Genomic DNA, 17,922 nt, shown 5'->3' on the forward strand with positions numbered 1-17,922 from the left:
CCTTACGCCCATAAATCCGTCGACAGGTATTTCAACCCGCTGTCACAGATCACAACGCCAATGACGCCGCCCTTCTCTGGTCCTGCCAACAACTCAAGTGCGGCCGCGACGTTGGCTCCGGCGGAAAACCCGCCGAAAATGCCTTCTTCTTTGGCCAAGGCCCGCGTTGTGTCGCGGGCCTTGGCACCGGAGACAGTCACGTAGCCATCTACCGGCGCGGCACGCAAGAACTCCAAATCCGCCATGGCATAACCGCCGCCCTGTATCGGATGATCAGGCGTCCTGACCGCCGCGCCTGCCAAAGCGGCCGCGCCTTCAGGCTCCACAACATATCCACGCACATTCGCGTCTAATCCTTTCAGCGCCGAGATGGTGCCGCCGTAGGTGCCGCCAGAGCCCGCAAAATCCACAAACGCCATCAGGGTCTCGTCACTGTCGCGCCAGATCTCCGGCCCCGTGGTTTCAAAATGCGCGCGCGCATTGCCCGCGTGGTGAAACTGGTCCGCCCGAAACGCAGCCCGCTGTGTAACGATCCGGCGCGCCACTTTATCGACTTCTTCGAGATCGCCGCCCGAAACCTGTCCTGTCACCGAGCCGGGCAGTTGATCCACCAACACAACCTCAGCCCCCAACGCTTCCATCATCCGCGCCCGCTCCACTGAATTGCCTCGACTCATGACGGCAACAAACGGATAGCCTTTCAGACCGCACACAATTGCCAATCCAGTGCCCATGTTGCCGCTTGTCAGTTCCACGACAGTTTGACCGGGCCGCAGATCCCCGCTGGCCTCTGCCATTTCAATGATGCCCTTGGCCGCGCGGTCCTTTTTGGAAAAGCCGGGGTTCAAGTAGTCCAGCTTTGCCAGAATTCGGCCTTCCAGCCCACGCGCCGCCACCAACCGGTCCAACCACACTGACGGCGTGTCGCCAATCACGTCTAACAAGCTCTCAGCTGCCATGTCGCTCTCCCCAGATTGTAAACGAGGACCACATTGGCGGCGAATCTGTCAAAGGCCAAGAGGGACAAACAGCGTGGTGTCTTTGGTCGCGGCCAATCACGTGGGCCACGTGTTTGCAAAATTTGACCGATTGGCCAAATTTCGCCGATTCCCGAAGTCAACTCAACCGGCTCTAGGCCACTCTTGGCCTATGGAATTGACCGCATGAGCCATTCGTCGCGCAGCCAGCCGTGCGGTGTTGGACGCCGCTTTACCCTTCAGAAATGCCGATCTAGAGCCGCGTCACACCTCAAACATTGGAGCGGTATCATGCCGAGAAGACCTTTGACGATCCTGCTTGCAGGGATCGGTATCAACCTTTCTATTGGCGTCCTCTACGCCTGGAGCGTCTTCAAAGACGCCCTCATAAACGACCTTGGCTGGACCGCTACACAGGCAACCACGCCTTACAGTGTCGCCATCATTGTGTTTTCCATCGCCACGCTTGCAGCTGGCGTGATGCAAGACAAAATTGGCCCTAGACGTATCATTATGGTCGGCGGCGCCCTTGTTGGCGCGGGCATGATGCTCACTGGCCTGCTAACCAACCCTGTCGCAGTGGTCATCACTTTCGGTGTGGTTGTCGGCTCCGGTATCGGGTTCGCCTATGCCTGCGTGACACCTGCCGCGATGAAGTGGTGGCACCCCTCCAAGAAAGGCCTCGTCAGCGGTCTGATCGTGGGTGGCTTCGGCTTTGGTGCGGTCTATGTCGCTCCGCTGACCAACATACTGCTGGATGCCTACGGTGTGCAGACCGCCTTTGTGATCCTCGGCGCCGGTATCACGGTTGTTTCTGTCAGCCTCGGCATGACCGTGGTCAACCCGCCCGAAGGCTATGTGGCGGAAGGCCCCAAAGACTGGGCCCCGAAAGTCACAGACACCGGTGTTGAAATGACTTGGCGCGAAATGCTTAAGACCCGCCAGTTCTACTTCCTGTTTGTCATGTTCGCTCTCGCCTCCAGCGCTGGCGTCATGCTGATCGGCAACATCACACAGATCGCCTCCCTTCAGGTAGGTCTCGAAGGCGCGGTCTATCTGGTCAGCCTGTTGGCCATCGCCAACGCTGCTGGTCGTGTGATCGGCGGCATGGTGTCGGATAAACTTGGTCGCGTGAACACGCTGATCGTTGTCTTCGTACTGCAAGCCGCAAACATGTGGCTGTTTATGGGCGTCTCAACCGAGGCCATGCTGATTGCAGGCGCCATCATGGGCGCGATGTTCTACGGCACCCTGCTCAGCGTCTTCCCCTCGCTGACCGCGGACTATTTCGGCCTCAAAGGCTACGGCGCCAACTACGGCCTCGTGTACCTTGGCTGGGGTTTGTCGGGCGCATTGGGTCCAGTGATCGCCTCGCGCAGCTTTGACAGCGCTGGCAACTTCACGTCGGCCTATATGATCAGCGCGGCCATGCTTGCCGCTGCCGCCTTGATCGCCTTCATGACCAAACCCCCAGTCCGTTCCAGCGTCGTCGCTGAGACCAAAGCGATCTCTCCCGCGGCTTGAGCCATCTGTAAAAAATCAAGCCCTGCCTGATCCACGCGATCGGGCGGGGCTTTTTGTTTGCAAACCACCTTGATGAAAGGCCGTCTGGCCCAGCAGTACGCCCGGCGTCTTGTCGTGGATTGCCCTTTGGAGTGGTGCCGCAAAAGTGCCCGCAAAAGATCGGCAATCTCCTTCGCGATACAGGACCGATATCAAAAGGCAGATGTGGCCCAAAGCCGTCGTGACGATGCACATGCTTGGTCGCTGTTCTAGGCTCACTGCAAGCATGGCGTACAATCACCAAAAAGGCGGAGAATGATCATTCGTTGCGCTGCCCAGACGGCTGCTGTGCGCAGTTAGCGACGTTTGCAAAGCCTAGCGAGCGCCTCTAAACGGCACGTTTGCTTCCACTGCAACGAGCATCCGTTCAAGCCCTCAGCAGTCATTGCCTTGGAGCGGCCCGCCGCTAGCGCAGCGCATCAGCCAGAGTTCTTTCGAGTCATTCCGACGGGCTGTAGCATCTGTACAGGGCGCTGTCCGGGCACCTGGTTCGACGATGCGCAGAGTTTACACACAAGACCTAACTAAAGGTTGTGGTTGAAACATGTTGCACTACGGTTGAGTTATCTGAAATACCTCGTGACAGAGGCAACTGAGGCAACTGAGGCAAGAGTTAGGCTAGATTTCTGGCTCATATATGCCAGAACTTTGGAGAAATATGTGACGGAATTTGCAGAACCGCAGGCTAATTTTGAGGCCCTTTGCCGTGAGGCCAAAAGCCTGCCTGATAGCTCGAATGAAGCCAACACCCGTTTCAAAATACTGGATCGTCTGCTGTATGATTGCCTTGCGTGGTCAAAAGAAGAGGCAGAGCGCGAAAAATCTCAGGGGCAAGAATACACGGACTATGAGCTCCAATCACCTCCAATAGCTATTCTAGAAGCCAAAAAGGTCGGTCTGACGTTCAGTATACCAGTATCAAAACGGCCGTCTCTATATCGACCGGTTAAGGACATCGCGGCGGCCAGCGTTGAATGTGAGAAGGCCATCAATCAGGCATGAAATTACTCAATAAATCGGGCGTGTGAGATTGCAATTGTGTCAAATGGCGCTCAGCTCATAGCTCTCCGCGCCACTAGAATGCCATCACAAACTAACAACAGCGTGTGTTTAGTTTTTGAATCCCTCCAACACTTACAGGCCAACTTTATTGAAGCTTGGCAAATGCTCTCTCACCCTGCGCTTGTGGAGAGAAGCTTGTTGACTAAACTGGATGGCTACTCCCAAATTGAGGCACCGGAAAAACTATCGATTCAAATTCCACAATACCCTCAACCGCGCATGCCATCAGACATGCATCGATCAATGTTGGATGTATCCGAACTTCTGTTGCTAAACATTGATGACCAGAGTGAGGTCGAGAGAGAGTTTTTGGAAAGTTGTTATTGTGAGAGCGGCGTCCTTAATCAGCACTCCCTAATTACAAAACACATGCTTCTTTCAAGATATTCGTCACTATTTCCTGATGCGGATGGCGAGGTAGAGGCGCACCCGGTCGCCGGGAGAAAAAACCCAAATAGGCTCACCCCAGAAATACTCACAGAGTCGGTCTCGAATAGGCCTATTGCCTTGGTTGGTGATGTCGGAGTTGGCAAGACTTCCTTCCTAAAACATTTGATGTATGTGAGCGCATATAGGGAGTTTCAAAAAGCTATATACGTCTACATTGATCTTGGAAGAAAAGGTGTTTTCTACGAGGATCCGAAGAAAATGGTCCTAGATGCAATAGAAACCGCATTGAACGACCATCACAAAATTGATATTTTTAATTCTGATTTCGTAATGAGAGTGTATAAATCCGAAATTGTACGATTTGACGACTCAATTTGGGGTCAGAAAAAGAAAACAAACTTTGAAAAATATCAGGACAAGCTGTTTGAGAGAATTGAGGAACTTCAGTCAAACAAATCTGAACACATCAAAAAGTCCCTCCAAGTTATTACTAAGGACCTCAAGCGGCAAGTGATCATTGCAATAGACAACGCGGACCAAAGGACCCTGGAGGTTCAACAAGAGGCATTTATTATTGCTCAAAACTTGGCATCCGAGTGGGAGGCCACCGTCTTCATTTCAGTCAGACCAAAGACATTCTATTACTCTCGAAGATCAGGTGCTCTGTCGGCGTACCCGCACAGAGTTTTCACTATTAGTCCACCTCGCGTAGATGAGGTGGTATCAAAACGTCTTAAGTTTGCTATTCGAATTGCTGAAGGAAAAGTGTCACTCCCGCGGTTGCAAGCGATTAATGTCCAACTGAGTGGAATCGCCTCATTGTTCTCGGTCATGCAAGATGCAGTAAACCGGAACACCGACATCCAGCTTTTTCTTGAGAACATTACAGGCGGAAATATTCGAGATCTGATCCAATTTATGGCAGGTTTTTTTGGGAATCCGAACGTGGACTTGCAGCAAATTGTTGAAGTGCTACAGCATGGAGAGGATTTCTATTTACCCATTCACGAGCTTTGGAAAGTGGCCTTAAAAGGTGACTCGCAATACTTCGATCCAGAGCGTGTAATAGCGATGAATGTTTTTGATTTGAAGTCCAATCAGGCCTCGAATCACTTTATATGCCCAATGATCTTAGGGTATTTGAATGACTCTGGCACGCATCGCTCGAAGGAGGGCGAGGTGCTGACAGATAGTATCCTAGAAGAGCTTCGACTAAAGGGGTTCAACGAGGGTGCCATCTGGGAGTCCCTGAGGAATTTGACGAATAAGAAGCTGATCGAGCCTCCCGAACGTGTCACCTTCGAAGAAGATCAGGACGAGGTTCTTGGCGAGAAACGATCTTCGTTTCGAATTACTACACTAGGCGCTTATCACTTGAGATATTGGATGGCGTCGTTTTCTTACCTTGATGCTATGTGTGTAGATACACCAATTACTGATGGAGGCTTTCGTCAAAGAATAGCCAACAAGATTCGGTCGCACTCTCTACGGGATCGCCATGAGCGCGCGCTTCTTCTTAGGGAATACTTAACCGAGGTGTGGGATGTATCTGACCTCTCAACATCTTACTTTAATTGGAGAAACCTCTGCAAACAGTGTGACGATACTTTTCAAAAGGTAGCAAAGTCGCTTGCGCGTCGTGCCTAGAAGTTTTTTAGGGGGGGGATCTGGCCCATTACATCAATCCGTATGGAGCGGGTTGCCTTAGGATCGCTGTTGCGGCCCAATATCCCCCCTTGCGCCCACTTTTCATAGCACAATGACCACCTCTGGGCGCCCAGGTCGCTTGTGCGGCGAAGGGCAACTTTCCGCCGGGCAGACCTTCAGCCGAACTGCAGCGAAAGTCGCTTTTTCACGTAAGCGTGTAGTTTGGCAAGGTCAGCTCTGGGCTGGAAGTGTGAATTTGCTGGGTAGGAGCCGTCCACAACGTGACGCACCAGCGAGCTGAAGTGCCCAAGGCTGCTACTGTCCGAGTTCACAGCAAACTCGACAAAGCAATTTCACCTTGATAAGCCGCAGGTTCCTGCAAATTATTGCAACTTTATCCTAGAAAGGTGGTGAAAACCACATGCAGGTAAGTGTTCGTGACAACAATGTCGATCAAGCTCTTCGGGTGCTAAAAAAGAAGCTCCAGAAAGAAGGCGTTTTTCGTGAAATGAAGCTCAAGCAGCATTTCGAGAAACCGTCTGAAAAAAACGCGCGCCAGAAAGCTGAAGCTATCCGACGTGCCCGTAAGCTCGCACGCAAAAAATTGGAGCGCGAGGGAGCGATGTAATCGTTTCTTAGCTCTTTGAAAACAGAACCCCGTTGTCCGATGGCAACGGGGTTTTTCGTATCAAATGAGTTTGCCGTCATTGGGAAACCCAAAATGTCAGCCCCGCCAAACGGGCCATTCACTGCATTCCGAAGCCAATGACCGCTTCGGGCTGACAGCGGTCGTTAGACACGGTTTGTGCATTGACCGCTCTGGACAGGCTTTGTCCCTGAGATTCTGCAAACGGTTGTGGGCTCGACTGTGCGGGACAGTCCCAATTCGTCTGCCAAAAAGCGACAACATCAACGCTTGGCGCGGGCCAAAGTCGCGATCACCCATTGGCTCCGTACCTCAGATCCCGGTCCAGTCCAGCACCACTTTGCCCGATTTTCCTGATTTCATAGCAGCAAAACCTGCTTTGAAATCGCCCAGAGCCAACTGGTGGGTGATGACACGGCTCACGTCCAATCCGTTCTGCAGCATGGCGATCATCTTGTACCAGGTCTCAAACATCTCGCGGCCATAGACGCCTTTGATGGTGATTGCCTTGAACACGATGCGCGACCAATCCACGGGCGATTTTCCCGGCGGAATGCCCAGCAAAGCGATCTTTCCGCCCATCACCAGCGCGTCGACCATCTGGTCCAGGGCTTGCTGGCTGCCGCTCATCTCAAGCCCGACGTCAAAGCCTTGCTTCAAATCCAGCTCGTGCATCACATCGTTCAGGTCTTCTTGCGCTACATTCACCGTGCGCGCATTCGGCACCACATGACGGCTCAGCGCCAATCGATCCGGGTTGATGTCCGTGATCACCACATGCCGTGCGCCTGCGTGTTTGGCGATGGCAGCTGCCATAATGCCAATTGGCCCCGCACCTGTGATCAACACATCTTCGCCCAACAAGTCAAAGCTAAGCGCGGTGTGCACCGCGTTGCCCAGCGGGTCCAGAATGGCGCCGATCTCATCAGGAATGTCGTCGGGCAGGGGCACCACGTTGAACGCCGGCAGGCGCAGGTATTGCGCAAATGCCCCCTGAATATTCACGCCAATGCCGCGCGTGCCGGGATCAAGGTGAAACTTGCCTGCGCGCGACTGACGGCTTTCGTGACCAATCACATGGCCTTCGCCGCTGCACCGCTGGCCAATCGACAACCCGTCGACATTGCGGCCCATTTCAACAATCTCTCCAGCAAACTCGTGGCCGGTGATCATCGGTACCGGCACCGTTGCGCTGGCCCAATCGTCCCAGTTCCAGATGTGAATATCCGTGCCACAAATGCCGGTCTTGTTGATCTTGATAAGCACCTCATCCGGTCCGATTTCGGGCACCGGTGCCTGCACCATCCAAAGCCCTTCTTCGGGTTTGGACTTTTCCAGCGCGGTCATTGTGTTTGGTTTATTCATTGGATGATTCCCAACTCTTTGCCCACCTTGCCAAAGGCAGCCAGTGCGCGATCCAACTCGTCCTTGGTCAACGCCGCGTTCATCTGGGTGCGAATGCGGGCTTTTCCGCGCGGCACCACCGGAAAGAAGAAACCGCTCACATAAACGCCTTCGTCAAACAGCTTGGACGCCATGTCCTGCGCCAACTGCGCTTCGCCCAACATCACCGGAATGATCGGATGCTCACCGGGTAAAATGTCAAAGCCCAGCGTTTCCAAACCGGACCGCCAATACCGCGCATTTTCTCGCAACTGCGCGCGGTCTTCAGCCCCGTTTTCAACCAACCGGATCGCCTCGATACCGGCGGCCACAATGCTTGGCGGCAGCGAGTTGGAGAACAAATAGGGCCGCGCCCGCTGCCGCAACAAATCAATCACTGGCTGCGGCCCCGCGATATAACCGCCGATGGCTCCTCCAAGTGCTTTGCCCAATGTTCCCGTCAGGATGTCCACATCAACGTCGAAATGATCTGGCGTGCCCGCGCCGTTTGGCCCCATGAAGCCCGTCGCGTGACAGTCATCCACCATGACCACCGCACCGTATTGCTTCGCCAACCGCGTGATCTCGGGCAGATTGGCAAGATAGCCGTCCATGCTGAACACGCCGTCGGTCGCGATCATGATATGCCGTGCGCCTTCGTTGCGCGCATGTTTCAGCATCTCTTCCAGATCATTCATGTCGTTGTTGGCATAGCGATAGCGTTTGGCTTTGCAGAGCCGAATGCCGTCAATAATCGACGCGTGGTTCAGGCTGTCGGACACAATTGCATCTTCCGGCCCCAGCAGCGGTTCAAACAGCCCGCCGTTGGCGTCAAAACAGGCGGCAAACAGGATCGAGTCGTCTTTGCCTAAAAAATTCGCCAGCTTTTGTTCCAGCTCGCGGTGGATGTCCTGCGTGCCGCAAATGAACCGCACCGACGCCATACCGAACCCACGCGGATCCATCGCGCCTTTGGCGGCCTCGATCAGTGCCGGATTGTCCGCCAGCCCAAGATAGTTGTTGGCACAAAGGTTGATGACATCCGCGTCGCCCACCTGAATCTCGCCGCCCTGAGGCGAGGTGATCATTCGCTCACGTTTCATCAGCCCTTCGGCTTCGATGGTTTTCAGCGTGTCACGAATGTCGTTCAAGAAAGCGTCTGACATGGGAGTCTCCATAATGATGGAATGATGTCTATCATAACGGATTTACATCCGTGAAGAGGGAAATTCAAGATAGCGGACAAAAATCCGTAATTGCGAAATGGCTGACCAGCAGCGTACCACAAACTAAATCGGGAATCGTCACAGACGACAGTCCGCGCAGGCGCAGCCCAATGGATGTCTTCTCAGGCGTTCTTCACAATCAAAAACACCCGCGCGGGCTTTGTCGCCTCGATTGCATGCGCCACATCCGCCGCATATCGCGCTGTGTCACCCTGCGCCAAATCATTGCATGCCGACCCACTTGTGACACGCACGTCCCCTTCAAGCACGGTCAGCTGTTCCGTCGCCCCACGCGCATGTGGCTGGCTTTTCAAACTGCCGCCCGCTTCAAAGGAAATGTCGTAGACCTCATGCCCGCCAGCCTCTTCGGGCGGCGACAAAATCCGGATCAAACAGCCCTGACCCATATTGTCAAAACTCGGCACATCGCTGGCGCGCAGAACGTCGACCTTGTCGCCCGCATCCGCATCCAGCAGCCCTGCAAAATCCACCTGCAACGCCCGCGTCAGGTTCCACAGCGTCGCAATTGTCGGACTGCTTTCGCCGCGCTCAATCTGGCTGACCATTGATTTGCTGACACCGGACAGCTTGGCCACCGCATCAAGCGACAACCCCTGACTGCGGCGCGCCTCGCGCAATCGCGCGGGCAAAAGATCAAGTATCGGCAAGTCGTTATCCATCTCTCTGAAATGCTTTGAACGCGACCCCTTTGTCAATCGTGCGCCCGTAAGAATACCGTGACGCGCCGTTTCTGCTGACTCCGTGATGCTGCACCTGCATAGTGCCGCCAACACGGTTTCATAGGAGGACACCCCATGTCAGACATCGTCATTCTGGGCGGCGCACGCACCGCCATCGGCACATTCGGCGGCGCACTTGCCAACACAGCCCCCATCGATCTTGGCGCAACTGTCGCCAAAGCCGCGATGGAAAGCGCAGGCGTTGAAGGCGGCCAGATCGGTCAGGTGGTCTATGGTCACGTCATCAATACCGAACCCCGCGACATGTACCTCTCACGCGTCGCCGCGATGCAGGCCGGCATCCCCGACACGACGCCCGCGATGAACGTGAACCGCCTCTGCGGATCCGGCGCGCAAGCCATCGTGTCCGCCACGCAATCCCTGATGCTGGGCGACGCGGATTTCGCTCTGGCTGGTGGCGCCGAAAACATGTCCCGCTCGCCCTACATCATGCAGTCCCAGCGCTGGGGTCAGAAAATGGGCGATGTCAAAACGCTCGACATGATGCTTGGCGCGTTGAACTGCCCGTTTGGCACAGGCCACATGGGTGTGACGGCAGAAAACGTTGCGGATGAGCACGACGTGACCCGCGCCGATATGGACGCCTTCGCGCTTGCCAGCCAAGAACGTGCTGCCGCAGCGATTGAAGCGGGTTATTTCGATGACCAGATCGTGCCAATCGACGTCAAAGTGCGCCGCGACATGGTGCCTTTTGCACGCGACGAGCACCCAACGGCTTCGACTATGGAATCCTTGGGCAAACTGCGGGCGGTCTTCAAGAAAGACGGCCGCGTTACTGCTGGCAACGCATCCGGCATCAATGACGGCGCGGGCGCCATCGTTCTGGCGCGTGCTGAAGCTGCCGAAAAGGCGGGCCTGACACCAAAGTTCCGCGTTCTGGGTTACGCCCACGCAGGCGTGCGTCCCGAGGTCATGGGCATCGGTCCTGTGCCTGCCGTTGAAAACCTGCTCGCCAAAACCGGTCTGTCGATCACCGATTTTGACGTGATCGAATCCAACGAAGCCTTCGCTGCGCAAGCGATTGCCGTGAACAAAGGCCTCGGCCTTGATCCTGCCAAAGTGAACCCGAACGGAGGCGCGATTGCCTTGGGCCACCCGGTGGGCGCAACCGGCGCCATCATCACCGTAAAAGCGATGTATGAACTGGACCGCACAGGCGGCTCCAAGGGCCTCATCACCATGTGCATCGGTGGCGGTCAGGGCATCGCCATCGCGATTGAACGTATCTAAAACGCAAAACGGCGCGGAGCCCCTCCGCGCCGTTTCTGCCCGCGTGTCGCGACCTCAGGAGGTCAGATCACACCACGCGGCATTCTCTTTTCTGGACCGCTGGCAAGCATCAATAAACGCCATGCCCGCCACTGCCTCGGCAATCCCCGGAACAGTCTCTGATACAGCGGTTTTGCCGTCCAATAGGTGGTCCGCCACTTCGCGATACAGCGTGCCAAACGCTTCCAAATAGCCTTCGGGATGGCCCGCCGGAATGCGCGACACATCCTCAGCTGCCGACATCGCACCAGCCCCGCCACGTGTCAGCCGACGCTCGGCTTCACCCATCGGGGTATAGATCAGCTCGTTGGGATTCTCCTGCGCCCAAAACAGCCCGCCTTTGTCGCCATGAATGCGCAATTTGAGGCCGTTTTCGGTTCCCGTGGCCACTTGGCTGGCAAAGATCGACCCCCGCGCGCCAGAGCCAAACCGCAGCAGGATATTGGCGTTGTCGTCCACTTCGCGCCCGTCGACGAAACTCTGCAAATCCGCCGCCAAATGGCTGGCGGTTTCGCCTGCCACAAAGCACGCAAGATTATAGGCATGCGTGCCGATGTCGCCAATCGCACCTGCACCACCCGTGCGCGCCGGATCGGTGCGCCACGCGGCTTGCACGTTGTCGGGGTCTGCAGGGCGGCTCAGCCAATCCTGCAAGTACTCCGCATGGATCAACCGGATGTTGCCTAACATGCCTTCGCGCACCATTTGCCGTGCTTGGCGCACCATCGGACTGCCGGTGTAGTTATGCGTCAGGAAAAACTGCGCAACATAGCCTTCGCAATCCGCGGCGAACGCCTGCGCCGTGGCCAGATCCGTGGTCAGCGGCTTGTCGCAGATCACATTGATGCCAGCTTCAAGAAAGGCCCGCGCAACCGGAATATGCATATGGTTTGGCGTCACAATCGACACCGCATCAATCCCGTCCTCCCGCGCTGCCTCGGCCACTGCCATTTCGGTGTACGACCCATAGCTTCGCGCCAAACCGATGGCTTCGGCAGATCGTGCCGCTTTGTCAGGCGTAGACGACAGATTGCCGGCAACCAGCTCCCACCGGTCATCCAGCCGCGCAGCCATGCGGTGCACGCCGCCAATAAACGCGCCCTCACCACCGCCAACCATGCCAAGTTTCAAGCGTCGCATTACGACAACCCCAACAGTTCGCGGGTTTCCTGCTTGCTCAGCCCGCTGTCGGCAAAATCATCAAACGCTTTTTCGGTGACGTCGATGATGTGATCCATGATGAACGGCGCGCCTTCGGCCGCACCTGTCGCACTGTCTTTCAGGCAGCATTCCCATTCCAGCACCGCCCAGCTTTCATAGCCGTATTGCGCCAGTTTCGAGAAAATCGCGCGGAAATCGACCTGACCGTCGCCAAGCGAGCGGAACCGTCCAGCCCGATCGACCCACGGCTGATAGCCGGAATAAACACCCTGCCGCCCATCGGGGCGGAACTCGGCATCTTTGACGTGAAACGCCTTGATGCGCTCGTGATAGATGTCGATGAACGCCAGATAATCCAGTTGCTGCAAAAGGAAATGGCTCGGATCATAGTTGATCGTGCAGCGCGGATGATTGTCCAGCCGCTCAAGCAACATTTCAAACGTGGCCCCGTCAAACAGGTCCTCACCTGGGTGCAGTTCAAACGCGATGTCCACGCCAAGATCGTCATAGGCATCCATGACCGGCTTCCACCGCCGCGCCAACTCGTCAAAAGCTTCCTCAATCAACCCCGCTGGCCGCTGTGGCCACGGATAAAGATAAGGAAACGCCAGCGAGCCCGAAAAAGACACTGTGACGTCCAACCCCAACTTGCGCGAGGCTTGTGCGGTCTTGATCAACTGATCATGGGCCCAGGCAGTGCGGGCTTTTGGGTTGCCATGCACAGCCGCAGGCGCAAACCCGTCAAACTGCTTGTCATACGCTGGGTGCACCGCCAGAAGTTGCCCTTGAATGTGGGTCGACAATTCGGTGATTTCGATGCCGCGCTCGCCCAGCATACCGCGCAAGTCGTCGCAATAGGTCTGGCTATCGGCGGCTTTGTCCAAATCCATCAGGCGGGCGTCGCCTGATGGAATTTGTAGCCCTTTATAGCCCAGACCAGCGGCCCAATCCGCAATTGTGTCCAGCGAATTGAAAGGCGCCGTGTCATCAGCGAACTGCGCCAGAAACAGCGCGGGTCCCTTCATGTTTTTTGGCATCAGGTTGCCTCCAGTTCCATAATGGCAAAGGCGTCATCCGCGCTAAACGGGGCAGGGCGTTCACAGGTGGTCTGGATCGTGACCGCCTGACCGGTATCACCTGCCTCAAGAATGGCCCCCATAACCTCGACCACGTGACCGGCCAGCTCGTTGTTGCACCGATGCGCCCGTCCCTCGCGGATGGCAGCCGCCATATCGGCAAGGCCGGCCCCGCGATAATTCGCCTGATCGCCGTCATTAGGCTGGCTGAACGGGTGACCTGTCGAAATGATCGCCTCTGAACCGTCTCCCTTGGCCAGCCGCAACGGGCCGCCAAAGAAATTGGGGTCCGGCACGTACAACGTGCCTTCCTGGCCATAAAGCTCCATGTTGGAATGTCCGTGATCCTTCACGTCCCAACTGGTGCCGTAACTGATCACTGCGCCATTGGCGAACTGCAGGATCGAATGCACCGTTGTTGGAGTCGTGACCGGAATTTTCTCGCCATTGCGCGGCCCGCAGCCAATTGTGCGGTGGCTGTTTGGCGTGCTGCTCATGGCAACCACGCGCGACACTGGCCCCAGCAACTGCACGAGGTTGGAAAGGTAGTAAGGCGCCAGATCGAAAATCGGCCCCGCTCCCGGTTCAAAGAAAAAATCGGGGTTCGGATGCCAATGCTCCATACCACCGCTCATGACGTGGATGGTGCCTGACGTGATCTTGCCAACCTCATTCGCGTCGATCATCTCGCGCGCTTTCTGGTGGCTGCCACCCATAAAGGTGTCCGGCGCCGATCCGATCCGCAGCCCTTTTTCCTCGGCCAGCGCCTTCAGCGCAGCGCCCTCATGTGCCGTCAGCACAAAAGGTTTCTCTGAATAGACATGTTTGCCTGCCTTCAGGATCGCGCTCGACACCTCAAAATGCGCGTTCGGGATTGTCAGGTTTACAACAATCTCGATCTCAGGGTCGGCCAGCAACGCGTCAATGCTCAACGCGCGCAAGTCAAACTCGGCGGCCCGCGCTTGGGCGGCTTCCATGTTCAGATCGGCACAGGCCACAACTTTGTAGTCGCGGAAAAATTGACCCATGCGCATATAGGTGGCGGAAATGTTGCCGCATCCGATGATGCCGACGTTCACAGTGTTGCTCATGACTTACATGCCCTTCAGGTTTTTCATCGACACGGCGGCAAACCTGTCTGCGTCGTTTGGTTTGTCTTGCTCGGCCACCAAGATCGCATCAGGCGCCTCGGCGCGGATCAGTTTGAGCAATCCACCCCAATTCACGACACCTTCACCGATGTCGGACCAGCCGTCTTCGTCCAAACCTTCGCCGTCTTTGGCGATGTCTTTGACGTGCACCGCGACCAGTCGATCCGCCCATTTCTCGATGAACGGTGCCGGGTCCAGGCCTGCCCGCGCCACCCAGCCAAGATCCGCCTCCCAGCCAATCGAAGGCGCCGCCTCAAGCATCACTTCCATTGGAAAGGCGCCATCCGGCAGCGCCTCAAATTCAAAGTCGTGGTTGTGCCAGCTGAATACCTTGCCCGCTGCTCTGACCTTTTCGCCTACTGCCGCCAACTCATGTGCAAACGCCTGCCAGCCCGCCTTGTCTGTCGGGCGCACTTCGGCGGCCAGATAGGGCACAATTACATGGGTGATCCCAAGCGTATCAGCCAACGCCATCATGCCATCAAAATTGTTGCGCAAATCGTCGATGCCGAAATGCCCACTCGGCATGGTCAAGCCATTGGCACGCATTGCCTCTGCAAAATTGTCGGCGTCACCATAAACACCGCCATACCCTTCGACGGACGTATACCCAAGCTCAGCCAGACGCGCCAAAAAGGCTTCCTGGCTCGCCACGTCGCGCGAGCTATAAAGTTGAAAAGAAAAACCCATTTCAGTCTCCGAAAATTCAGGGCGTCACAGACGCTCCTCGGTTGATTTGTCAAAAAGAGAGCCCTGCGCCGGGTCAAACCCGATGCGCAGCGTGTCACCGGCCGTCACACGCGCCTGTCCGCTCATGCGGAACCTAAACGGCGCGCCGGCCAAAGTTGTGTAAACCAGCGTGTCCGCGCCCATGGCCTCAAACAGTTCCACGGTGATTTCTGCGGTGTACGGCTGTGCATCCACATCCGTGCCGGTGATCACCGATTCCGGTCGAATGCCCAACCATGCCGGACGTGGCGACAACGCGCCTTGGGATGCTTCATAGCCAGAAAGCGCCATCTTGGTGTCTGCCGTCAGGAACTCAGGCGCCGTGCCATCCGTGATCGAGCCTTCGAAAAAGTTGATTGTCGGTGACCCGATGAAACCGGCCACATATTTGTTGGACGGTCGGTTATAGACCTCGGCGGGGCTGGCAATCTGTTGCACCAAACCTCCGCGCATGATCGCGATCCGGTCCGCCAGCGTCATCGCCTCGACCTGATCGTGGGTCACATAAATCATCGTGTTGTCAAGTTTCTGGTGCAGCAGCTTCAGCTCCACCCGCAGATCGGCCCGCAACTTGGCGTCGAGGTTGGACAGCGGTTCGTCAAACAGGAAAACATCAACATCCCGCACCAACGCCCGGCCAATCGCCACCCGCTGGCGCTGACCACCGGACAAGGCCGCCGGTTTGCGCTTCAAAAGCGGCTCGATTTGCAGGATCTCTGCGGCGCGTGCCACACGTTCAGCGATCTCCGCCTTTGGCACTTTGGCGTTTTTCAGACCGAACGACAGGTTCCCCTCAACCGTCATCTGTGGATAAAGCGCGTAGGATTGGAACACCATGCCGATGCCGCGCTCGCTGGGCTCTTCCCAAGTCACATTGCGCCCGCCGATGTGGATTTCGCCGTCCGTGATATCGAGCAATCCTGCGATGCAGTTAAGCAGCGTGGACTTGCCACAGCCGGACGCCCCAAGAAGGACAAGAAACTCGCCCTCCTCGATTTGAAGGTTCAGCTTGTCCAGAACGCGGATTGCGCCAAATTCAAGCGTAAGGTCTTTGACAGTTACATTGGTCATAGTTCAGCCCTTTACCGCGCCGGCGGCGATGCCGCGCACGAAGAGTTTGCCAGAGGCAAAGTAGATGATGAGTGGAACAAGGCCGGTCAGCAAAGTGGCCGCCATGTTGACGTTATATTCCTTCACGCCCTGCACCGAATTGACGATGTTGTTCAGCTGCACGGTCATCGGATAGGTGTCCGGTTTGGTGAAGATCACGCCAAACAAAAAGTCGTTCCAGATACCTGTTACCTGCAGGATCATCGCCACCACAAAAATTGGCAAAGCCATCGGCAGCATGATCCGGAAGTAGATGCCCCAGAACCCTGCGCCATCGACGCGGGCGGCCTTGAAAAGCTCCTCCGGTACGGACGCAAAGTAGTTGCGGAACAACAGCGTCAGAATGGGCATCCCAAAGATCGTATGCACAATCACAAGGCCCCAAACGCTGCCCATCAACCGGATGCGCGTGCCTGTGATGAACGACAGACCCTCTCCGGCTTCGCGCAGCAAGATCACCATGGGATAGATCATCACCTGATAAGGAATGAACGCGCCAAAGATCAGGATGGTAAAGAACACCTCCGAGCCTTTGAATTTCCAAAGCGACAGCGCGTAACCGTTCACCGAGGCAATCGCGATCGACAAGGCGACCGATGGCACGAGAATCTGCACAGAGTTCCAAAAGCCACGACTGAGGCCGTCACAGTTGATGCCGGTACAGGCTTCGGCCCAGGCTTTCACCCAAGGCTCAAAGGTCACCTCGACCGGAGGTGAAAACACGTTGCCAAGGCGGATTTCCGGCATGCCTTTAAGGGACGTTACGATCATCACATAGAGCGGCAGCAAGTAGTAAACCGAGGCCACAAACAATGTTCCGTACAGCATGATGTTGCTGGGTGACATCCGACGGCGGGGTTTCGTGCCGCGCGGCGTGGTGCGGGTATTTGTGGTTACATCAGTCACGGCGCTTGCCTCCGAATTCAAGATAAGCCCATGGGATCAGCACCACGAGTACACTCACCAGCATCATGGTTGAGGCCGCAAAGCCCTGACCAAGGTTCTGGGATTGGAACATCTTTTCGATCACGTATTTGGCGGGCACTTCAGACGCGATGCCCGGCCCCCCCGAGGTTTGCGCCACCACAAGATCGTAGACCTTGATGATCCCCGCTGCGATCAATACGAGCGCCGTGACAAACACGGGCCGCATCATGGGGATGATGACAACGATATAGGTTTTCCATGTAGGGATGCCTTCGACGCGCGTGGCCTTCCAGATGTCCTCGTCGATGCCGCGCAGACCGGCGAGCATGATCACCATGATGAACCCAGACCCCTGCCAGATACCGGCGATCAGAATGCCGTAAATCACGATGTCCGCATTGTTGAGCGGGTCAAACGTAAAGCTCTCCCAACCCCAACGTTGGACAACACTTTGGATACCGAATTGCGGGTTTAGGACCCACTGCCAAACAAGCCCGGTCACGATGAACGACAACGCAAACGGATATAGAAAAATTGTGCGAAAGATGCCTTCGCCGCGGATCTTGCGATCAAGCAATGCGGCCAAAGTGAAGCCGATAACAAGGCTCAGGATCAGAGAGCAAATGCCATAGATGGCAAGGTTCTCGATGCTCACAAGCCAACGTCTTGTGCTCCACAGGCGCTCGTATTGATCCAGCCCGACCCACTTGTCCGGCGCCGGAAGCAGCCGCGACTTGGTGAACGAGTGATAGATGGTCCAACCCGTGCAGCCGATAAAGACCACCAACGCGGTGAAAATCATCGGAATAGAGGCGGTTTTCGCCGTCAAGTTCTTAAATAGGCG

At 56.0% G+C, this 17,922-nt stretch carries 16 protein-coding genes; 5 read left to right on the forward strand and 11 right to left on the reverse strand.

Translation table 11 applies throughout. The features are described from left to right. Window positions 1-2: 2 nt before the first annotated feature. Window positions 3-959 (reverse strand): PLP-dependent cysteine synthase family protein, encoded by a 957-nt coding sequence (locus tag SHIM_RS16465; RefSeq protein WP_054003766.1) that lies wholly within the window; start codon window positions 957-959, stop codon window positions 3-5. Window positions 960-1,268: 309 nt separating this feature from the next. Here SHIM_RS16465 and SHIM_RS16470 point away from each other — a divergent pair, with 309 nt between their 5' ends. The 4 genes from SHIM_RS16470 (at window position 1,269) to rpsU (ending at window position 6,267) form a co-directional block, all read left to right on the forward strand. Beyond that, on the forward strand, window positions 1,269-2,501 hold the full coding sequence (locus tag SHIM_RS16470) for an L-lactate MFS transporter (RefSeq protein ID WP_054003767.1): 1,233 nt from the start codon (window positions 1,269-1,271) through the stop codon (window positions 2,499-2,501). Window positions 2,502-3,098: 597 nt separating this feature from the next. Continuing rightward, window positions 3,099-3,542: a hypothetical protein gene (locus tag SHIM_RS16480; RefSeq protein ID WP_054003769.1), complete on the forward strand. Its 444-nt coding sequence runs from the start codon at window positions 3,099-3,101 to the stop codon at window positions 3,540-3,542. Window positions 3,543-3,620: 78 nt separating this feature from the next. Next, window positions 3,621-5,639, forward strand: coding sequence for a P-loop NTPase fold protein (locus SHIM_RS16485; protein ID WP_152926577.1), 2,019 nt, complete (start codon window positions 3,621-3,623; stop codon window positions 5,637-5,639). A gap of 421 nt (window positions 5,640-6,060) precedes the next feature. Next, window positions 6,061-6,267, forward strand: a complete 207-nt coding sequence (rpsU, locus tag SHIM_RS16490) for a 30S ribosomal protein S21 (RefSeq protein ID WP_054003771.1) — start codon at window positions 6,061-6,063, stop codon at window positions 6,265-6,267. Between the two features lie 330 nt (window positions 6,268-6,597). Here the strand turns inward: rpsU and tdh are convergent, their stop codons facing one another. The 3 genes from tdh to SHIM_RS16505 all read right to left on the reverse strand — a co-directional run bounded on the left by tdh (window position 6,598) and on the right by SHIM_RS16505 (window position 9,574). Next, entirely contained in the window at window positions 6,598-7,632 is a 1,035-nt protein-coding gene (gene tdh, locus SHIM_RS16495; RefSeq protein WP_054003967.1) for an L-threonine 3-dehydrogenase, read from the reverse strand. 14 nt (window positions 7,633-7,646) lie between these two features. Continuing rightward, window positions 7,647-8,834, reverse strand: a complete 1,188-nt coding sequence (locus SHIM_RS16500) for a glycine C-acetyltransferase (protein WP_054003772.1) — start codon at window positions 8,832-8,834, stop codon at window positions 7,647-7,649. A gap of 182 nt (window positions 8,835-9,016) precedes the next feature. Then, complete coding sequence (locus SHIM_RS16505; protein WP_054003773.1) at window positions 9,017-9,574, reverse strand: helix-turn-helix domain-containing protein; 558 nt, start codon at window positions 9,572-9,574, stop codon at window positions 9,017-9,019. 135 nt (window positions 9,575-9,709) lie between these two features. Here SHIM_RS16505 and SHIM_RS16510 point away from each other — a divergent pair, with 135 nt between their 5' ends. Then, complete coding sequence (locus SHIM_RS16510) at window positions 9,710-10,885, forward strand: acetyl-CoA C-acyltransferase family protein (protein ID WP_054003774.1); 1,176 nt, start codon at window positions 9,710-9,712, stop codon at window positions 10,883-10,885. 54 nt (window positions 10,886-10,939) lie between these two features. Here SHIM_RS16510 and SHIM_RS16515 read toward each other — a convergent pair whose 3' ends face one another. Genes SHIM_RS16515 through SHIM_RS16545 form a run of 7 tightly spaced genes read right to left on the reverse strand, consistent with a single transcriptional unit; the run spans window position 10,940 to window position 17,880 of the window. Further along, complete coding sequence (locus tag SHIM_RS16515; protein WP_054003775.1) at window positions 10,940-12,064, reverse strand: Gfo/Idh/MocA family protein; 1,125 nt, start codon at window positions 12,062-12,064, stop codon at window positions 10,940-10,942. Then, window positions 12,064-13,122: a sugar phosphate isomerase/epimerase family protein gene (locus SHIM_RS16520; RefSeq protein WP_054003776.1), complete on the reverse strand. Its 1,059-nt coding sequence runs from the start codon at window positions 13,120-13,122 to the stop codon at window positions 12,064-12,066. Before SHIM_RS16520 ends, SHIM_RS16515 begins: the two co-directional genes overlap by 1 nt. Beyond that, complete coding sequence (locus SHIM_RS16525) at window positions 13,122-14,252, reverse strand: Gfo/Idh/MocA family protein (RefSeq protein WP_054003777.1); 1,131 nt, start codon at window positions 14,250-14,252, stop codon at window positions 13,122-13,124. Before SHIM_RS16525 ends, SHIM_RS16520 begins: the two co-directional genes overlap by 1 nt. A gap of 3 nt (window positions 14,253-14,255) precedes the next feature. After that, complete coding sequence (locus tag SHIM_RS16530) at window positions 14,256-15,002, reverse strand: sugar phosphate isomerase/epimerase family protein (protein ID WP_054003778.1); 747 nt, start codon at window positions 15,000-15,002, stop codon at window positions 14,256-14,258. A gap of 24 nt (window positions 15,003-15,026) precedes the next feature. Then, entirely contained in the window at window positions 15,027-16,112 is a 1,086-nt protein-coding gene (locus SHIM_RS16535; RefSeq protein WP_054003779.1) for an ABC transporter ATP-binding protein, read from the reverse strand. Between the two features lie 3 nt (window positions 16,113-16,115). Further along, the gene (locus tag SHIM_RS16540; RefSeq protein WP_082358452.1) at window positions 16,116-16,997 is read right to left on the reverse strand and encodes a carbohydrate ABC transporter permease; all 882 of its coding nucleotides are present in this window, start codon (window positions 16,995-16,997) and stop codon (window positions 16,116-16,118) included. 52 nt (window positions 16,998-17,049) lie between these two features. Then, window positions 17,050-17,880: a carbohydrate ABC transporter permease gene (locus SHIM_RS16545; RefSeq protein WP_241488907.1), complete on the reverse strand. Its 831-nt coding sequence runs from the start codon at window positions 17,878-17,880 to the stop codon at window positions 17,050-17,052. Window positions 17,881-17,922: the final 42 nt, after the last annotated feature.

It is taken from the genome of Shimia sp. SK013 (genome assembly GCF_001292625.1).
Lineage (GTDB): Bacteria > Pseudomonadota > Alphaproteobacteria > Rhodobacterales > Rhodobacteraceae > Shimia.